Annotated in this window: 18 protein-coding genes; 4 read left to right on the plus strand and 14 right to left on the minus strand. The window is 68.9% G+C overall.

Annotation, left to right across the window (positions count from 1 at the left end; genetic code table 11):
• Positions 1-61 precede the first annotated feature (61 nt).
• Complete coding sequence (gene trxA / locus IBJ06_RS11995) at positions 62-400, plus strand: thioredoxin TrxA (protein WP_292160626.1); 339 nt, start codon at positions 62-64, stop codon at positions 398-400.
• A 3-nt stretch (positions 401-403) separates the two neighbouring features.
• On the opposite strand, the gene IBJ06_RS12000 is transcribed toward trxA, so the two are convergent.
• The 8 genes from IBJ06_RS12000 to IBJ06_RS12035 form a co-directional block, all read right to left on the minus strand.
• Positions 404-1678, minus strand: coding sequence for a folylpolyglutamate synthase/dihydrofolate synthase family protein (locus IBJ06_RS12000; RefSeq protein WP_292160628.1), 1275 nt, complete (start codon positions 1676-1678; stop codon positions 404-406).
• 5 nt (positions 1679-1683) lie between these two features.
• Positions 1684-2583, minus strand: coding sequence for an acetyl-CoA carboxylase carboxyltransferase subunit beta (locus tag IBJ06_RS12005; protein ID WP_292160630.1), 900 nt, complete (start codon positions 2581-2583; stop codon positions 1684-1686).
• Positions 2584-2593: 10 nt separating this feature from the next.
• Positions 2594-3424, minus strand: a complete 831-nt coding sequence (trpA, locus tag IBJ06_RS12010; RefSeq protein ID WP_292160632.1) for a tryptophan synthase subunit alpha — start codon at positions 3422-3424, stop codon at positions 2594-2596.
• A gap of 157 nt (positions 3425-3581) precedes the next feature.
• On the minus strand, positions 3582-4796 hold the full coding sequence (gene trpB / locus IBJ06_RS12015) for a tryptophan synthase subunit beta (protein ID WP_292160634.1): 1215 nt from the start codon (positions 4794-4796) through the stop codon (positions 3582-3584).
• Entirely contained in the window at positions 4793-5461 is a 669-nt protein-coding gene (locus IBJ06_RS12020; RefSeq protein WP_292160636.1) for a phosphoribosylanthranilate isomerase, read from the minus strand. The genes trpB and IBJ06_RS12020 overlap by 4 nt, the downstream gene beginning before the upstream one ends.
• A gap of 31 nt (positions 5462-5492) precedes the next feature.
• Positions 5493-6707 (minus strand): FAD-dependent oxidoreductase, encoded by a 1215-nt coding sequence (locus IBJ06_RS12025; RefSeq protein ID WP_292160637.1) that lies wholly within the window; start codon positions 6705-6707, stop codon positions 5493-5495.
• A gap of 57 nt (positions 6708-6764) precedes the next feature.
• On the minus strand, positions 6765-7496 hold the full coding sequence (locus tag IBJ06_RS12030; protein WP_292160639.1) for a 16S rRNA pseudouridine(516) synthase: 732 nt from the start codon (positions 7494-7496) through the stop codon (positions 6765-6767).
• Positions 7493-8392: a class I SAM-dependent methyltransferase gene (locus IBJ06_RS12035; protein WP_292160641.1), complete on the minus strand. Its 900-nt coding sequence runs from the start codon at positions 8390-8392 to the stop codon at positions 7493-7495. The genes IBJ06_RS12030 and IBJ06_RS12035 overlap by 4 nt, the downstream gene beginning before the upstream one ends.
• A gap of 72 nt (positions 8393-8464) precedes the next feature.
• On the opposite strand from IBJ06_RS12035, the gene recQ reads away from it, so the two are divergent.
• Positions 8465-10330, plus strand: coding sequence for a DNA helicase RecQ (gene recQ, locus IBJ06_RS12040; protein ID WP_292160643.1), 1866 nt, complete (start codon positions 8465-8467; stop codon positions 10328-10330).
• A gap of 24 nt (positions 10331-10354) precedes the next feature.
• Here recQ and IBJ06_RS12045 read toward each other — a convergent pair whose 3' ends face one another.
• Complete coding sequence (locus tag IBJ06_RS12045; RefSeq protein WP_292160645.1) at positions 10355-11341, minus strand: alpha/beta hydrolase; 987 nt, start codon at positions 11339-11341, stop codon at positions 10355-10357.
• 110 nt (positions 11342-11451) lie between these two features.
• On the opposite strand from IBJ06_RS12045, the gene IBJ06_RS12050 reads away from it, so the two are divergent.
• Positions 11452-11901 carry a surface-adhesin E family protein gene (locus tag IBJ06_RS12050; protein ID WP_292160648.1) on the plus strand — a complete coding sequence of 150 codons (450 nt, stop codon included), beginning with the start codon at positions 11452-11454 and terminating at the stop codon, positions 11899-11901.
• A 3-nt stretch (positions 11902-11904) separates the two neighbouring features.
• Here the strand turns inward: IBJ06_RS12050 and IBJ06_RS12055 are convergent, their stop codons facing one another.
• Positions 11905-12375, minus strand: a complete 471-nt coding sequence (locus tag IBJ06_RS12055; RefSeq protein WP_292160650.1) for a hypothetical protein — start codon at positions 12373-12375, stop codon at positions 11905-11907.
• A gap of 99 nt (positions 12376-12474) precedes the next feature.
• On the opposite strand from IBJ06_RS12055, the gene IBJ06_RS13325 reads away from it, so the two are divergent.
• A complete protein-coding gene (locus IBJ06_RS13325) occupies positions 12475-12669 on the plus strand; it encodes a hypothetical protein (protein ID WP_365812665.1) in 195 nt (64 codons plus the stop codon).
• Here IBJ06_RS13325 and gyrB read toward each other — a convergent pair.
• The 4 genes from gyrB to dnaN form a co-directional block, all read right to left on the minus strand.
• A complete protein-coding gene (gyrB, locus tag IBJ06_RS12060; protein ID WP_292160652.1) occupies positions 12666-15095 on the minus strand; it encodes a DNA topoisomerase (ATP-hydrolyzing) subunit B in 2430 nt (809 codons plus the stop codon). The genes IBJ06_RS13325 and gyrB overlap by 4 nt on opposite strands.
• Positions 15096-15251: 156 nt before the next feature.
• Positions 15252-16385 carry a DNA replication/repair protein RecF gene (recF, locus tag IBJ06_RS12065; RefSeq protein ID WP_292160654.1) on the minus strand — a complete coding sequence of 378 codons (1134 nt, stop codon included), beginning with the start codon at positions 16383-16385 and terminating at the stop codon, positions 15252-15254.
• Between the two features lie 46 nt (positions 16386-16431).
• Complete coding sequence (locus tag IBJ06_RS12070; RefSeq protein ID WP_292160656.1) at positions 16432-16899, minus strand: hypothetical protein; 468 nt, start codon at positions 16897-16899, stop codon at positions 16432-16434.
• 4 nt (positions 16900-16903) lie between these two features.
• Positions 16904-18022, minus strand: a complete 1119-nt coding sequence (gene dnaN, locus IBJ06_RS12075; RefSeq protein WP_292160658.1) for a DNA polymerase III subunit beta — start codon at positions 18020-18022, stop codon at positions 16904-16906.
• Positions 18023-18134 lie beyond the last annotated feature (112 nt).

Consider the following 18134-nt stretch of genomic DNA (forward strand, 5'->3'; position numbering starts at 1 on the left):
GATTCGTCCCACATCCGATAGCCGAGGGGCGCCCGCCGCCCCGCCTGCAGAGAGCCTCCCCATGACGACGATCAAGGTCACCGACGACAGCTTCGAGACCGATGTGCTGAAGGCCTCCATCCCTGTGCTGGTCGACTTCTGGGCGGAATGGTGCGGCCCCTGCAAACAGATCGGCCCGGCCCTCGAACAGATCGCCGACGAAATGGTCGGTCAGGTCACCGTCGCCAAGCTGAACATCGACGACAGCCCCATGACCCCGTCGAAACTGGGCGTGAAGGGTATCCCGACCCTGATGCTGTTCAAGGACGGCCAGATGACCTCGATGAAGGTCGGCGCCATTCCCAAGGGCAAGATCGCCGAATGGCTGGCCGAACAGGGCATCGGCAGCGCCGCGGCCTGACGCCTAGACCGGCCAGGTGTCTTCGGACGCGCCCAGCACTTCCCCTGCCAGATACAGCGAACCGCAGATGACGATGCGGCCGGCGCCGAGGTCGAGGGCGCGGCGGACGGCTTCGTCCACGCTGTCTGCGGGCATGGCGCCCAGCCCCTGACCGCGTGCCACGGCCGCCAGCGCCTCGGCGGGGACAGCCGCGCCCTCAAAGTCGACGGTGAGGACCGGCGCCTCGAGCAGACGCAGGGTCTGGAAAAAGCCGCCCGCGTCCTTTGAGGCCAAGAGGCCGACGATCAGGGCCATGGGCCGGGGGTCGCGGCGCTGGCGCTCCAGCAGGGCCTCGGACAGGGCGCGGCCCGCGTGGGGATTGTGCCCCCCGTCCAGCCACAGCTCGGCCCCGGCCGCCTCGGCGCGGCTGCCATAGGGTCCGGCCTTCAGCCGCTGCATGCGGGCGGGCCAGACGGCCGAGGTCAAGCCGGCCTCGATGGCGTCCACGGTCAGGCCCAGATCCAGCGCCGCCGCCATGGCCAGCCCGGCATTGTCGATCTGGTGCGGGCCGCTGAGGTTCGGCAGGGGCAGGTCCAGCAGCCGGTCCGCACCCTGAAACACCAGCCGCCCGTGCTCGGTGAAAGCGTCCATATCCTCGCCCATGACCGACAGGGCGACGCCATGGCGGGCAGCCGCGTGGCCGATGACATCGCGGGCGACCTCGGGTTGGCGCGCGATCACCGCCCGGCCGCCGCGTTTGAGAATGCCGGCCTTTTCGCCCGCGATCCCGGCCAGATCGGTACCGAGGAACTCCGCATGGTCGTGGTCCACCGGCGTGATGACCGCCAGCTGCGGCACCGGCAGGACATTGGTGGCATCCAGCGATCCGCCCAGCCCGACCTCGATCAGGGCCAGGTCGGCCTCGACCTCGCTCATGGCGACAAAGGCCGCCGCCGTGGTGCTCTCGAACACGGTCGCCTCGCCCGGAATGGCCTCGATCCGGTCGAGAATGGCCGACAGCGCCGCATCGCTGATCAGGCTGCCGGCCAGCCGGATCCGCTCATTGAACCGCACCAGATGCGGCGAGGAATAGACATGGACCCGGAGCCCCGCCGCCTCGGCCATGGCCCGCAGGAAGGCGACGGTCGAGCCCTTGCCATTGGTCCCCGCCACATGGACCACGGGTGGCAGGTTCAATTGCGGATCGCCCAGCGCCGCGCACAGGGCGGTCATCCGCTCCAGCGACAGATCGATCCGTTGAGGATGCCGGGCCCGCAGTCGCGCGGAGATCGGGTCCACGGCGGTCAGGCCGCCTTTCGGCCGTCCATCAGCATGGACAGGATCTGGCCCAGAACGCGGGGCAGGTCGGCGCGGGGGACGACGCGGTCGACCATGCCTTTTTCCTGCAGATATTCGGCGCGCTGGAAGCCGGGGGGCAGTTTCTCGCGGATGGTGGCCTCGATCACGCGCGGACCGGCAAAGCCGATCAGGGCACCCGGCTCGGCCAGATGGACATCGCCCAGCATGGCGTAGCTGGCGGTCACCCCGCCGGTGGTCGGGTCAGTCAGCACCACGACGAAGGGCAGACGATGCGCCTTCAGGTCCTGGATGGCCAGGGTGGTGCGCGCCATCTGCATGAGGGACAGGGCGCCCTCCTGCATGCGGGCCCCGCCGGCGGCGGTGTAGCAGACCAGCGGCACCTTGCGTTCGATGGCGGCCTCGGCGGCGGCAATGAAGGCCTCACCCGCAGCCATGCCCAGCGAGCCGCCCATGAAGGTAAAGTCCTGCACGATCACCACGGCGGGACTGCCGCCGACATCCCCATAGCCGATGGCCATGGTGTCCTTGCGGCCCGCGGCCTTCCGCGCCGCAGCCAGACGGTCGCGGTAGGGCTTGCCGTCCGAGAAGTTCAGCGGGTCCTCGGGCACCTCGGGGGTCTCGATCGGCTCATAGTCACCGTCGTCAAAGGTGTAGCGCAGCCGGGTCGGGGCATCGATGCGCATATGGCGGCCCGACGGGGTCACCCACAGGCTGGCCTCGAGGTCCGAGCGATACAGCATCTCGCCGGTGTCGGGGTCCTTGACCCACAGATTGTCGGGCGTGTCGCGGCGGCCGACGATCTTGCGGACGCCCGGCGCAAAGCGGCTGAGCCAGCCCCCTCTTGCGGGCGGTTGCGGACGATCGGGGGTCTTGCGGTCAGCCATGGGTCGTCTTCTACACAGTTTCGGCGGCGCGGGCGCTACGCACGGCGTGCGACAGGTCCCGCGCAAGGGAGAGAACGTCGGCCACCGGGTCGCGGTTCTCGGTCACGGCCGCCTCGATCCGGTCGACCAGGGCCGAGCCGACCACCACCGCATCGGCGACGCGGGCGATCTCGGCGGCCCGTTCGGGCGTCTTGACGCCAAAGCCGACCGCCACGGGCAGGCCGGTGGCGTTGCGCACCAGCGCTACCGCAGGGGCGACATCGCCGGCCACGGCTTCCTTGACCCCGGTCACGCCGGCGACCGAGACATAATAGACAAAGCCCGAGGTGCCGCGCGCAATGACCTTCAGTCGCTCATCGTCCGAGGTCGGCGTGGCCAGCCGGATCAGCGACAGGCGGGCTGCATCCAGCGCTTCGACCAGATCGGCGGATTCCTCGGGCGGGCAGTCGACGATGATGACGCCATCCACGCCCGCCGCATCGGCAGCCTCGGCGAAGGCCCGGTAGCCCATCTGTTCGACCGGGTTCAGATACCCCATCAGGATCAGGGGGGTGTCGGCATTCCCGGCCCGGAAACGCCGCGCCAGCTCCAGCGTGCCCTTCAGCGTCAGGCCCGACTTCAGCCCGCGCAGGGCGGCGCGCTGGATGGTCGGCCCTTCGGCCATGGGATCGGAAAAGGGAAAGCCCAGCTCCAGCACATCGGCCCCGGCCTCGACCAGACCGCTCAGGATGTCGAGCGTGGCCTCCGGCGACGGATCGCCCGCCATCACATAGGCGACGAAACCGGCCCGGCCTTCGGCCTTCAGCACAGCAAAGCGGGCGTCAATACGGGCGGTGGTCATGCGTCAGATCCTCCCCTGAGGAGCGCAGCGGAATGGGGGAGGGGGACCATGCGCAGCATGGTGGAGGGGGCGACTTCAAGCGCGGCGTTCGGGGCTTGCCCCCTCCACCACTCCGTGGTCCCCCTCCCCCGCTGCGCAGGGGAGGATCGAAGGCCGGTCACAGCTCCACCCCCAGATGCTTCGCGACCGAGAAGATGTCCTTGTCGCCGCGACCGCACAGGTTGAGCACGACATTGCCGCCCTTGCCGACCTCGTTCGCGATCTCGCCGACGCGGGCGAGCGCGTGGCTGGGCTCCAAGGCCGGGATGATGCCCTCCAGCTTCGAGCACAGCTGGAAGGCGTCCAGTGCCTCGGCGTCGGTGGTGGCGCGGTATTCGGCGCGGCCGGTCTGATGCAACCAGGCGTGCTCGGGCCCGATGCCCGGATAGTCGAGGCCCGCCGAGATGGAGTGGCCCTCGAGGATCTGGCCGTCGTCGTCCTGCAACAGATAGGTGCGGTTGCCGTGCAGCACGCCCGGGCGGCCGCCCTGCAGACTGGCGGCGTGGGAATTCCCCTCCAGCCCCAGACCGGCGGCCTCGATCCCGATCAAACGCACGCCCTCGTCGTCGATGAAGGGGTGGAACAGGCCAATCGCATTGGAGCCGCCGCCGATGGCCGCCACACAGGCGTCGGGCAGGCGACCGGTGCGGGCCAGCATCTGTTCCCTCGCCTCGCGGCCGATCACGCTCTGGAAGTCGCGAACCATGGCCGGATAGGGGTGCGGACCCGCCGCCGTGCCGATGATGTAGAAGGTGTCACCGACGTTCGAGACCCAGTCGCGCATGGCCTCGTTCATGGCCTCCTTCAGCGTCGCGCGGCCATTGGTGACGGGCCGCACCTCGGCCCCCAGCAGCTTCATGCGGAAGACGTTCGGCGCCTGACGCTCGATGTCGGCAGCCCCCATATAGACGACGCAGGGCAGGCCGAAGCGGGCACAGACGGTGGCGGTCGCCACGCCATGCTGGCCGGCGCCGGTCTCGGCGATGATGCGGGTCTTGCCCATGCGGCGGGCCAGCAGGATCTGGCCCATGCAGTTGTTGATCTTGTGCGCGCCGGTGTGATTCAGCTCGTCGCGCTTGAACCAGATGTTGGCGCCGCCGTGGTGCTCGGTCAGCCGCTCGGCGAAATAGAGGGGGCTGGGTCGCCCGACATAGTGGGTCAGGAAGTCATCCAGCTCGGCCTGGAACGACGGGTCGGCGCGCGCGGCATCCCAGGCCGCCTCCAGCTCGTGGATGGCGGGCATCAGGGTCTCGGCGACGAACCGGCCGCCGAACGGACCGAACCGGCCCTCGGCGTCGGGCCAGGCATAGGCGTTGGAAAGCGAAGCGTTCACGATGACTGTTTCCCGGGGAGGGTACCTACGGCCTCAAGGAAGGCGCGCATGAGGGCCGGTTCCTTAACACCCGGCGCGCGCTCGACGCCAGAGGACACATCGACCATGTGTGCGCCCGACAGCCGCACCGCCTGGGCCACATTGGCGGGGTTGAGCCCCCCCGCGAGGAACCACGGGCGTGGCAGGTCCAGCCCCTGCAGCAGGGCCCAGTCAAAGCTCAGCCCCATGCCGCCGGGCAGGGTGGCGTCGGCCGGGGTGCGGGCGTCGAACATCAGATGATCGGCCACCCCGGCCCAGTCGGCCACGGACGTCAGGTCATCCGGACCGGAAACCGGCAGGCATTTGATGATCCCCGCCCCGGTTCGCGCCCGGACCGCCGCGGCTCGCTCGCGCGTCTCATGGCCGTGCAGCTGGATGAAATCGGGCGCCACATGGCGGGTCAGAGCGTCCAGCAGGGCGTCGTCCGGATCGACCGTCACCACCACCACCTTCGCCCGGCGGGTCTCGACCATTTCGGTCTGCTCCAGCAGGCCGCGGGCGGCCTCGGGCGCGAGGTGGCGCGGGCTCTTCTCAAACGCCACCAGACCGACGAAGGCCGCGCCGGCCTCGACAGCGACGATCAGGGTTTCAGGCGTCGTCAGCCCGCAGATCTTGGCCAGGGTCATGGCGGTCAGGTGAACCCGCCGGAGCGGACGGTCAAGCCTGATAGAGGTCGGCGTCGGGATCGGCACGGCCCCGGATCGCGGCCGACACCACCTGGCTGGCGATCACCGAATAGGTGATGCCATTGCCGCCAAAGCCCATGACGGCCCAGGCGTGCGCCATGTCGGGCACGGGGCCGATGGAGGGCAGGCCGGTGGCGCTCTCGCCGAACGCCCCGGCCCAGCTGTAGTCGACCTCGAATTCCAGATCGGGCAGCAGGCGCAAAAGCTTCTCGCGGATCATTTCGCATTTGCGCTTCAGCTTGTCCGGGTCCTCATGCGCGCCGGGCGCGTCCTCGTCCTCACCGCCGACGATCAGCCGCCCGTCGCTGGCCATGCGGAAATAGAGGTAGGGGTCGGACGCTTCCCAGACCAGCATGTCGCGCAGCCAGACGGGACAGGGCGTGCGCTCCTTCGTTGCCAGCGCCCAGGTCGAGATGACCTTGGCCCCCGGGGTCGGCACTCCGTCCGGAAACTCATAGCCACAGCAGAACACGACATGGCGGGCGCGCACGGCGTGGCCCCCTTCGGTCAGCAGGGTCACGCCATCGGGGTCGGAGGCGACCTGCAGAACTTCGACCGGAGAATACACGACCGCCCCGTCCGCCTGCGCGCGCCGCAACAGGCTGGCCGCCAGTTGCGCAGGATCGGCGCTGGCCGAACCGGTCGACAGGATGGCGCCCGTCCGCTCGATGCCGAACCGCTCGCGCAGGTCGGCCGGGCCGAGGAAGGTGCTGTCCAGCCCGATGGCCGCCCGGGCCTCGGCCTCGGCCTCCAGCGCCCGGCGGCCGTATTCATCGCCCGCCAGATAGAGGGTGTCCCTGTCCTCGAGGCCGCAGCGGATGCCCTCGTCCGCCACGATCTGTTTCAGGGCGTCGACCGCCGCGCGGGACCGCAGCCAGGCCCGTCGCGCATCCGGCATGCCGATCCGGTCCGCCAGCGCCGTCAGCGGCAGGTCGATCTCCCATTGCAGCAAGGCCGTCGAGGCGATGGTCGATCCCATCAGCGGAGGGCGTCGATCCAGCACGGCCACCGAATGATCGCGGCCGAACTCGCGGGCCATGAAGGCACCGCTGATGCCCGCGCCGATGATGGCGATATCGACCGAGATCGCCTCGGTCAGCGGGCGTACCGGCACGCCGAGGCCATGGCTGTCGGCCCAGACCGATCGGCCGGTCCTGAGATCCCGCTTCTGTGTGGCACCGCTCATCGACTGTCCCCCGTGGCGGAGCGATAGAGCCCCAGAGGCCTCGCGGTTCCGGCGGCGTCACCGAAATATCAGATCGACCTCTTCCGGCGACAGAAGCCGCCATTCGCCGGGTGGCAGGTCGTCGGGCAGGGTCAGGGCCCCGACCCGCTCGCGATGCAGGGCCTCAACGTGATTGCCGACGGCGGCGAACATGCGCCGCACCTGATGATAGCGGCCTTCGGTGACCGTCAGGGTCGCCTCGGTCGGGGTGATGACCTCGAGGATGGCGGGCGACAGGGGCTTGTCCTCGCCCTCCAGCACCAGTTCGCCCGAAGCGAACAGGGCAGCCTCACCTCCCTCCAGAGGCCGGGCCAGGGTGGCGCGGTAAACCTTGGCCACATGGCGTTTGGGGCTGATGATCCGGTGCAGCAGGACCCCGTCGTCAGTGAGCAGCAGCAGGCCGGTGGTCGCCTTGTCCAGCCGGCCGACGGTCGAGATGGCCGGGTCGCGCCTGCGCCAGCGTCCGGGCAGCAGGTCGAACACCAGGGCGCCGTCCTCCTTGTGCGAACAGGTCATGCCCAGCGGCTTGTGCATCATCATCACCAGCCCCGGCAGGGGGTCGAGCGGTTCGCCGTCGATCTCCATCCGCGACGGCAGGTCGGGCGCGAGGGCAATGCGTTTCGACACATCGGTCACGTCCGCACCGTCCAGCACAATGCCGCCTGCCCTGGCCATCCGCGCCATTTCGGTGCGCGAGCCATAGCCCAGCGAGGACAGCAGGCGGTCGACGCGGGCGGTCGGGGTTTTCACTTCTTCGCCTCGATGATCTTGTAGCCGTCGCCCTCGACGACCGCGCGGACGGCCTTGAAGGCCGACTTCAGCCCGGCCTCATAGGGCAGGTGCCGGTTGGCGACCATCCACAGGGTGCCGCCGGTCCGCAGCGACTTCGCGGCCCGGTCGATGAAGGCCTGACCCAGCGCCCGGTCCTCGGCCCCGCCGTCGTGGAAGGGCGGGTTGGCGACGACAAAGTCCAGATCGGTCAGGCTGTCGAGCGTGCGCACATCCGCCCACATATGCCGGGCGCGCGGGTCGGTGAGGTTGCGCCGTGCCGCCTCGACCGCGCGGCGGTCCAGATCGATCAGGGCGAGGTCGGTGACCGCTTCCTGCGCCAGCACGGCCTGCCCCAGCGCGCCAAAGCCACAGCCGAAGTCGGCCCCCCGGCCCTTCAGCGTGCCCAGATGACGGATCAGCAGGGCCGTGCCCGGATCGACCCGGTCCCAGGCGAACAGGCCTGGCTGGGTCCAGATGCCGGACTCCGGGTCCTGACGCAGGGCGCCCTCGGCGATCGCGGCCTCGAAGCCGGTCAGGGTGGCGGGGCGGACGCCAAGACAGCGTTTGAAATGGGCCTTGGATACGACCTCGCTGGCGATGCCGAAGCCCTCCAGCTCCTTCGCCAGGCGGGTGCCGCCCCGGGTCTTGAGCGCCATGGCATCGATCCGGCCGCCCGGCTTCAGCGCGCGCAGAACCAGGGCCAACGTATAGCGCCGCTCGACGGCCCCGGCCGGCGCATGGACCACGGCGTGATCGAAACTCTCGGGTGTCAGGTCTTCCAGCACCTCGGCGCCCGGATGGCGCGGCGAGACCTGTACGGCATCGGTGGGCGGATCAAAGATGAGGGGCGGGCGACCATAGATCAGGCTGTTCATAAGGCGGCCTATAGCGACAATTGTCGCGGCGGGCACGGGTGACACATCCGGCCCCATCCGGCAGAAGCGGGCATGGCCTGTGATTCGTCCGCCAGCCGGAGCCTTCCGGACGCCCGCGCCCTGCTGCAGCGTATCTGGGGCCATGACGACTTTCGCGGTCTTCAGGCGCCAGTGATCACGGCCGTGCTGGAGGGGCGTGACGTTCTGGCGGTGCTGCCGACCGGCGGCGGCAAGAGCCTGTGCTACCAGATCCCCGCCCTGATGCGGCCCGGCCTGACGCTGGTGGTCTCGCCCCTCATCGCCCTGATGAGCGATCAGGTCGCCGCACTGGACCAGCTGGGCGTGCCCGCCGCGCGACTGGATTCCTCGCTCGATTCCGAGGCGCGTGCCGCCCTCTGGACGCGCATCCGGGCGGGCGAGATCAAGCTGCTCTACGTCTCACCGGAGGGCCTGGCCTCGGCCTGGCTGCTGGACCGGCTGGCCGAGCTGGACCTCTCGCTGATCGCCGTCGACGAGGCGCACTGCGTCTCGCAATGGGGCCATGACTTCCGCCCCGATTATCGCAATCTGGGGCGGCTGAAGGCGCGCTTTCCCCGTGTGCCGACCGTGGCCCTGACGGCCACCGCCGATGCCCGGACCCGCGCCGACATCCTGCAGTCCCTGAACATCGGCGCGGCCGAGGTGTTCGTCGACAGCTTCGCCCGGCCGAACCTGCGCCTGTCGGCCCTGCCCAAGGCAGGCGGGCAGGCGAAGACCGAGGTCCAGGTGGTCGAACTGGTCGAGGCCCGGCGGGGCGTTTCGGGCGTCGTCTATTGCGGGTCGAGGAAGGGCTGCGAGCGGCTGGCCGAAGCGCTTTCGGCGGCAGGCCATGATGCGGTTGCCTACCACGCCGGCCTTGAGACGCGCGAGCGCCACGAGCGGCTGACCCGCTTCCTCGAGGCCGATCAGGGGGTGATGGTGGCGACCATCGCCTTCGGCATGGGGGTCGACAAGCCGGACGTCCGCTATGTCCTGCTCGCCGACCCGCCCGGCTCGCTCGAGGCCTATTGGCAGAAGGTCGGACGCGCGGGCCGCGACGGCGATCCGGCCGAGGGCATCACCCTTTACGGCTCGGCCGATGTGGCCTGGTCGCTGAAGCGGCTGGACGGCGGCGTGCTGGACCCCGAGGTCATGGCCGCCCAGCGCCGCAAGGTCTGGCAGCTGTATGCCATGCTGGACGGCGCGACCTGTCGGCCGCAGGCGGTGCGCCACTATTTCGGGGAAGAGGGCGCAGAGCCCTGCGGTGTCTGCGACCTGTGCCGCAGCCCGCCCGAGCAGGTGGCCATGACCACCGAGGCGCAGAAGGCGCTGGCCGCCGTGCACCGGCTGGAAGGCCGCTATGGTCGGGGCCGGGTGATCGACCACCTGACCGGACGCCAGAAGGATGGCGAGGGACCGGGTCAGGGCCTGTCGACCTGGGGCATCGGGCGCGACCTGCCCGTCAGCGAATGGCGACGCGTGCTGGATCATCTGGTGTTCGAGGGCCTGCTGATCGAGGACCCGAACGACGGGCGCCCCCTGATCGGGCTGGGCGACCTGGAGGCTGTGCGGGCCGTCTATCGCGGTGCGCATGAGGTGCGGCTGCGGCGGGAAGCCCCCCAGGCGGCGCGATCCGCCGGCAAGCGGGCCCCGGCTACCGACCTTCTGGCGCGCCTGCCCGCCGGGGCGCGCGAGCGGTTCGAAGCCCTGCGTGCCTGGCGACGCGAGGTGGCCCATGCCCAGGGCGTGCCGCCCTATGTCATCTTTCAGGACCGCACCCTGCTGGTCCTGGCCGAGGCGCACCCCGCCAGTCTGGCCGCCCTGTCGGCCGTGCCGGGGATCGGCAAGTCGAAGCTCACTACCTATGGCCGGGCCGTGCTGGAGGTTCTGGCCCGGACGCGGGATGCCGAGGCGGCCTGAGCCCGGCTGACCCGTGTTGGACCCCTAGCGGTTGCCCAGAAACTCATCGACCGCCGCCATGAAGCGCGCGGGCTGATCCATCATCACCATATGCTCGGCACCCTCGATCGGCACCAGACGCACGGGGTTCCGCGCGCCGCGATACGCCTGTTGCCAGGAAGACTGCAGCCTGTAGCGGGGGGAGTCCTCGCGGCGGCTCCAGCCATAGACCACGGTCACCGGCACATCGATGCGCGCCAGATTGGGGCGCAGGTCGACGGTCATGACCTCATAGAGGCTCTGCGCCAGCACGCGGGAGTCACCGCCCTGCCAGCCAACCCAGGAGTCGAGCGCGCCGGCCGTCGATCCCATACCCTGTGCCCAGGGCTGGCGGGCGAGGGCTTCGTCTCCGAGGAACAGCACGGCCTGATAGGCGACGGCGGCGATCGGCTCCAGATCCCGCCCCGTGGCCCGATCATCGAGCAACGACGGAAAGAAGGGGGCCGCGTCGACGATCATCACCCTACCGAGGGTGACGCCGGGCGTCGAGGCCAGCCGAAGCGCGATCTGGCCTCCCATGGAGTGGCCGATGACGGCAGGATCGCGCAGGCCCCGGGTACGGATGTAGCGGCCGACCTCTTCCGCCACCGGACCCGCGACCAGACCCTGTCCATTACCGCCCGCCGCCAGCTCGCCAAAGCCGCGCACCGACACCAGATGCACGCGGTGGGTCCGGCTGAGCTGCTCGGCCACGGGCTCCCAGACAAGGGCGGTCGAAGCCAGGCCCGGAATCAGGATGACATCGGGGGCGGACCGTCCGGCTGCACCCGGCGGATCCCGAACCTCGACCACGATGCGGTTCGAGGTGAAGCGCGCCTGGGGGGCGGGCATCGCCGCCGACCGACCGGGCGTCTCGGCGGCAGGTCCGACCCGCGCGGGCACCGATGCGGGTGTCGAGGGTGGAGCGGGCTCGGACGACGAAGGCGTCGCCAGCGCGAACATCAGACCAGTCAGGGCAAGCAGGGAGATCATGAGGGTCATCCTCATCAGGAACGCGGCCCGGATGAGGCGGATCGGGCGGCTCTTGCCAAATTTGCGTGATCGGCCTCTTCTGTCACCGGATCTTCTTGGGGGAGACACCGATGCTGACTTCGATCCTGACTGCCCTGGCCATGGGCCTGATACCCGCTTTCGACCAGGACCCTCCGATTTCAACGGCGCCGGTCAGCGACTGGCACCCTTTTTCGCGCAGCGCCACCACGGCCTATCTGGCCGACGCCGCCCAGATCGTGCCGACCGAGGCAGGCACCCGGGTCCGGGTGGCCCGCGTGCCGCTGACCGGCAGCGATTTCAGTCACGAGATCGACACCTTCACCTTCCGCTGTGGCAGCCGCGAAATCCGCTTCCTGTCCACCGACACCTATGACGGCACCGGCCAGCTGACCGACCGCTATGAGGAAACCGTCGAGGAGTGGGACACGGTCAATGAGGGCACCAACTATGGCTTCCTCTACGAAGTCGTCTGCAACGAGAAGCGCTCCGCCCAGGGGTCCTATCCGAGCGTAACCGCCTTCATCGGCCAGACTCGTTAAGGCTCAAGCCGGGACTGCGGCCCGTTGATAGCGCTCGATGCACAGATCGATATTGGCGATCAGGGTCGACACCTGGGCCAGGTCCAGCGAGCCGTCCAGCGTCAGCTGAAAGGTCTCGATCAGCGGCGCGAAGGTGCCGGGTAGCCACAGATCGCTCTGCCGCACGGCGTCGCTGAGGCCGGCCGTGCGGAGGAGCACCTGGTCCAGACCGGGCCGGTTCACCTTCAGGCAATACCCGATGAGCCGGTCCGCGACGTCATAGATCTGGCGCAGGGCGTCGTCGGACGGACGGTCCGCCCCGTTACCGGCAAGGCTCCGAAGGGTCTGAAGCCCTTCGTGAAAGCGGGGCAGGGTCTTCGAAGCCAGGGTCGTCAGGTTGGCATGGGCCTCCAGCAGCGCCTCCGACGCCTTCTTCCCACCCGGTCGACGCGCCTCTTGCTCGAAGCGGGTTTCGACGATTCGAAACTTGGTCATACTCACAGGGCTACTTTCTGGGGTTTCAGGACGCTGTTGATCTGGTCCTGATTAAGGTCCGCGGTTCGGCCGGATCGGACGCGGCCGAGCGCGCCGTCATTGGCGGCCCTGACGCACCGGATAGCCGGCACCGCAGGCAGCCTCGGCTTCACCGGCGTATCCGAGGCCGCCGCCCATCTCGCTGAAACGGCCCGGGCCGGGGTTGGGCCTGGCACCTTGCAACCCCTGATCGAAGCCCTCGCGGACCAGATCAGGGCGGTGGCAGCCTCGGACGCCGGAGCAGCGCCGATCTAGACGTCGACGGCGGCGTCCAGGGCGTTTTCCTGGATGAACTCGCGGCGCGGTTCGACCACATCGCCCATCAGCTTGGCGAACAGATCATCGGCCTCGTCGGCCTGGTTGACCTGAACCTTCAGCAAGGTGCGGGCATTGGCGTCCAGAGTGGTCTCCCACAGCTGGTCCGGGTTCATTTCGCCGAGGCCCTTGTAGCGTTGGATCGCCAGACCCTTGCGGCCCGATTCCAGCACGATCGACAGCAGGTCCAGCGGGCCCCGGACGGTCGCCGAGCGCTCCTTCCTGCGGAAGGTGGCGGGCACGTCGAAGACCCCGTCAAAGGCATGGGTGCGGTCGCCCAGACGGCGCGCGTCCAGCGAGCGGATCAGCGCCTCCTCCAGCACAATGGTCTCGGCCACGGCGCGACGCACGCGGTTGAAGACCACGGCCCCCTGATCCCCCGGCGTACCGCTCCAGGGTCCGTCGCCTTCCTCGGCATAGCGGTCCAGCCCGGCCGAAACCCGGTCCAGCAGAGCCTGATCCACCGTCGCATTCTCATCGAACAGTCCGGCCAGCGCCGCCTGTTCGATGGCGAAGGCGGGGGCGCGTTGCGCGAGCCGATCGACCCCCGCCTTGAAGGCCTTGGCCTCGCGCGTCAGCCCCTGCAGATCCATGCCGGCGCGACGTTCGCCGTCGGCCAGATCGAGCGTGGCCTCGCTGACGCCCTCCTCGATCAGATAGGCGTCCATTTCGGACTGATCCTTCAGATAGCGGCTCTGCTTGCCCTTGGTCACCTTGTATAGCGGCGGCTGGGCGATGAAGACGTGGCCGCGCTCGATCAACTCGGGCATCTGGCGATAGAAGAAGGTCAGCAGCAGGGTCCGGATGTGGGCGCCGTCCACGTCGGCGTCGGCCATCAGGATGATCTTGTGATAGCGCAGCTTGTCGGCGTTGAAGTCGTCGCGCCCGATGCCCGTGCCCAGCGCCAGGATCAGCGTGCCGATCAGGTCCGACGACAGCATGCGGTCAAAGCGGGCGCGCTCGACGTTCAGGATCTTGCCGCGCAGGGGCAGGACGGCCTGGTTCTCGCGGTTGCGCGCCTGTTTGGCCGAGCCGCCGGCGGAATCCCCCTCGACGATGAACAGTTCGGACTTGGCCGGGTCGCGTTCCTGACAGTCGGCCAGCTTGCCGGGCAGGCTGGAGATTTCCAGCGCCGACTTGCGCCGGGTCAGGTCGCGGGCCTTCCGCGCCGCTTCACGGGCCGCCGCCGCCTCGACGATCTTGGCGACGATCAGCCTGGCCTCGACCGGGTGTTCCTCGAACCAGGTCGAAAGCCCTTCGGAACAAAGCCCCTCGACGGCCGGACGCACCTCGGACGAGACCAGCTTGTCCTTGGTCTGGCTCGAGAATTTCGGATCGGGCACCTTGACCGACAAGACGCAGGTCAGGCCCTCGCGGGCATCCTCACCCGAGACCGAGACCTTTTCCTTCTTCGCCAGGCCCGAGCTTTCGATATAGGCGCCCATGACGCGGGTCAGGCTGGCGCGGAAGGCCGACAGGTGGGTACCTCCATCCCGCTGGGGGATGTTGTTGGTGAAGCACAGCATGGTCTCGTGGTAGCTGTCGTTCCACCACAGGGCGAGGTCCAGCTCGATGCCCTCCTTCCGGCCCCGGATGACGATCACATCGTTGAGCAGGGGCGATTTCGACTTGTCCAGATGGCGGACGAAGGCCTCGACCCCGCCCTCATAGTGCAGCAGGATCTCGATCGGCTCGGCGTGGCGTCGGTCGGCCAGCTTGATGACCACGCCCGAGTTGAGGAAGGCCAGCTCGCGCAGCCGATGCTCCAGCGTCTTCAGGTCGAAATCGATGTGCGAAAAGGTCGTGACCGACGGATAGAAGGTCACCTCGGTGCCGGTCAGGGGTTTGCCCGTATCCTCGCGGATCGGGGCGTCACCGGTGACCACCAGCGGCCTGACCGTATCGCCGCGCTCGAAGCGCATCTCATGCGCCTTGCCGTTGCGATAGATTTTGAGCTGCAGCCAGTCTGACAGGGCGTTGACCACCGACACGCCCACGCCGTGAAGGCCGCCCGAGACCTTGTAGGAGTTCTGGTCGAACTTACCGCCGGCGTGCAGCTGGGTCATGATGACCTCGGCCGCCGAAACGCCCTCGCCCTCGTGGATGTCGGTCGGAATGCCCCGACCGTTGTCGGTCACCGTGACCGATCCGTCGGCGTTCAGGATGACCTGGACCAGATCGGCGTGCCCGGCCAGGGCCTCGTCGATGGCATTGTCCACTACTTCATAGACCATGTGGTGCAGGCCCGAGCCGTCATCGGTGTCACCGATATACATGCCGGGGCGCTTGCGAACAGCGTCCAGCCCTTTGAGAACCTTGATGGAATCGGCGCCGTATTCGGGCATGTCGGCAGTCGGGTCGGTCATGAAGTCAGTCGGTAAGACGCCCGTCTGGCGGGCCTGGAAAACAGGAGCGGACACGGACGGTCGGCCAGACGAATCTGCCCCGTATCGAACCGGCTAAATATATAGGAAATTCGGCGGGAATTGCGAGGAAAAGGGGGCTGGAGCCCACCCCTGAATTCACTCTGCGACCAAGGCGCCTCCGGACACGCGTACGAACAGGCCACGCCCCTCCAGACCCTCGAACAGGACGCGTTCCGTGCCGGTCAGGAAGGCCTGCAGGCCCCGCTCCCGCCCCAGGGCCTCGATCTCGTCGAACAGGGCGGCGCGCCGGTCGGCGTCGAGGTGGGCCGGGGCCTCGTCCAGCAGCAATAGAGGCCGCGCCGTCTGATCCGCCAGCCGGGTGATCTGGGCGAGGATCAGGTTCAGCACCAGCGCCTTCTGCTCGCCCGAAGAGCCCTCGGCGGCCGGGCGGTTCTTCTCGCGGTGCAGCGCCGTCAGGTCGGTCCGGTGGGGGCCGAACAGCGAGCGTCCCGCGGCGCCATCCCGCGACCGGGCGGCGCGGAAACCGTCGCGCAGGAAGCCCTCGACTGCCTCAGCCGCCTCGCCAGCCCCACTGCGCCGCTCGGCCTCGCCGGCCAGACCCAGATCGGCTTGCGGGAAGGGCCTTCCCGCCCGGGCGTCGATCGCCTCCTGCAGCTCCGACAGGGCCGCCACCCGGGCCCCGGCCATACGCGCGCCCGCCTCGGCCAGCCGGGCCTCCAGCGCGTCCAGCCACAGGGGGTCGGCCTCACCCCCCTCGGCGGCCTGCAGCAACAGGCGCAGCCGCTCGCGCAGGGCCTTGTCATAGGCGGCGACCGCAGCTGCATGGTCGGGCACGGCGGCAAACACCAGCCGGTCAAAAAACCGCAGCCGGTCGGCCCGCGCGTCGGAAAACAGCCGGTCCTGCTCCGGCGTCGCCCACACGGGCCTGAGATACTCCAGCAGCCGCCCGGGCTGGGCCGTCTCGCCATTGATCCGCACGATGCGCCGCACAGCACCCGCCCCCGGCACGCCGGTGCCCAGCCGGGTTTCGTCGTCCAGCTCGACCGCCACGGCCCAGGGCCGCCCCGAGGCCTCGCCCGGCTCTCGCCGCCCCATCTCGGCCGCCGTCGCCCCGCGAAGGCCCTTGCCGGGCGTCAGCAGGCTCAGCGCCTCCAGCAGATTGGTCTTGCCCGCCCCGTTCGGCCCATACAGCACCACAGGCCCCGCCCCCGGCTCCAGCCGCGCGGTCCCGTACGAACGGAAATCAGTGAGGGTGAGGGTGGTGATCAAGGGCGCAGTTTAGCGAGCCGCGGACCCCGACGCCATCGCGACAGGGTCAGGATGGCATCCGGCGCGGGGCGGTTCCGGCTGTGGTGAACTCGGCCGTTCCGCCGCCGAGAATGACGCATCGGACCGTCTGCGGTCCCGGGCCGCCCGAGCGCCCGCAGCTGCCCTCGCCGCGCCAAACGACCGGCGGGTGGCCCGGGCGCGTGAGGATGACCCGGTCGACCAACAGATAGTCGGGGCCGCCAGGTACAGCGGCTGTGCGTCCGGAACCGCTGAAGGCGACAGTGGCCGAGCCGGCGATGAAGGTGACAGTTGCCCCGCCATCGGCGTGGTCGTCGATCCGCATCAGTCCTGTGCACGCGCCCGACAGATCCCCCACGCCGTCGATAAAAAGGGCATCACAGCGCCCGTCGATCAAGGTGGTCGCAGTGATTGCCGACGGGGCTTCGACGCGCGGATCGGGCGTTGAGGCGCAGGCGACCAGTCCGGAAACGGCGATCAGGGCGACCCTGACCACGCGATCACACCCTCAGCGGCATCAGCACATACTGGACGCCCGGATCGCCCGGATCGAGGACCAGGGTCGGGCTGGCCGGGTCGGCGAATTTGAAGGCGGCGGTCTCTCCGGTGATCTGGCCGCAGACATCCAGCAGATAGCGGGCGTTGAAGCCGATCTCGAACGGCTCTTCGGAATAGCCGATCTCGACCTCTTCGACGCCCTGCCCGGCCTCCATGTTGCGGACCGTCAGGGTCACGCGGTCCAGCTCGAAGGCCAGCTTCACGCTGCGGCTCTTTTCGGCCGAGATGGTGGCCACCCGGTCGACGGCGGCGGCAAAGACGGCGCGGTCGATGTCGGCCTGTTTATCGTTCCCGCGGGGAATGACGCGCACATAGTCGGGAAAGGCGCCGTCGATGACCTTGGAGGTCAGGGCCGCCTGGCCGAATTCGAAGCGGATCTTCTGCGGCGAGACGATCACCTCGACCGCGCCCGAGCCGTCATCCAGCAGGCGGCGAACCTGATCGATGGTCTTACGCGGCACGATCACGCCGGGGCTGCCGGCGGCGCCTTCGGGGGCCGGGGTCTCGGCCAGCGCCAGACGGTGGCCGTCGGTCGCCACGGTGCGCAGCAGGGGCACGCCCTCCTCGGCCACGGTGTGCAGGTACAGGCCGTTCAGATAATAGCGGGTTTCCTCGGTCGAGACCGCGAACCGGGTCTTGTCGATCAGCCGGATCAGGTCTTCCTTGGCCAGCGAATAACGCGACCCGCCCGCCTCGGTCGACATGACCGGGAAGTCGCCCGCCGGAAGCACCGGCAGATTGAATTTCGACCGCCCCGCCTGAACCGTCAGGCGCGGATCATCGCCCGAATAGACCAGCGACACCTCGGCCCCTTCGGGCAGTTTGCGGGCGATTTCATACAGGGTGTGGGCAGGGGCGGTGATCTGCCCCTCGACCTGGACGACGGCCTCGGCCTCATCGACCATTTCCATGTCGAGATCGGTGGCCGAGAACGACAGCCGGTCGCGGCCTGCGCTGAGCAGCACATTGGCCAGGATCGGAATGGTGTTGCGGCGTTCGACTACGCTCTGGACGTGGCTGAGAGCCCGAAGGAGCGCGGATCGTTCGATGGTCAGCTGCATGTCGTCTCGCCCGGACGCGGCGACTCAACCGTCACCGCGAGTATGAAGGGCCTTGGACACTAGCGTATCGCGCGGCCAGAGCAAGAAAGGGCTTGAACATCAGCCCCCGACG

This window comes from Brevundimonas sp. (assembly GCF_016742135.1).
GTDB lineage: Bacteria > Pseudomonadota > Alphaproteobacteria > Caulobacterales > Caulobacteraceae > Brevundimonas.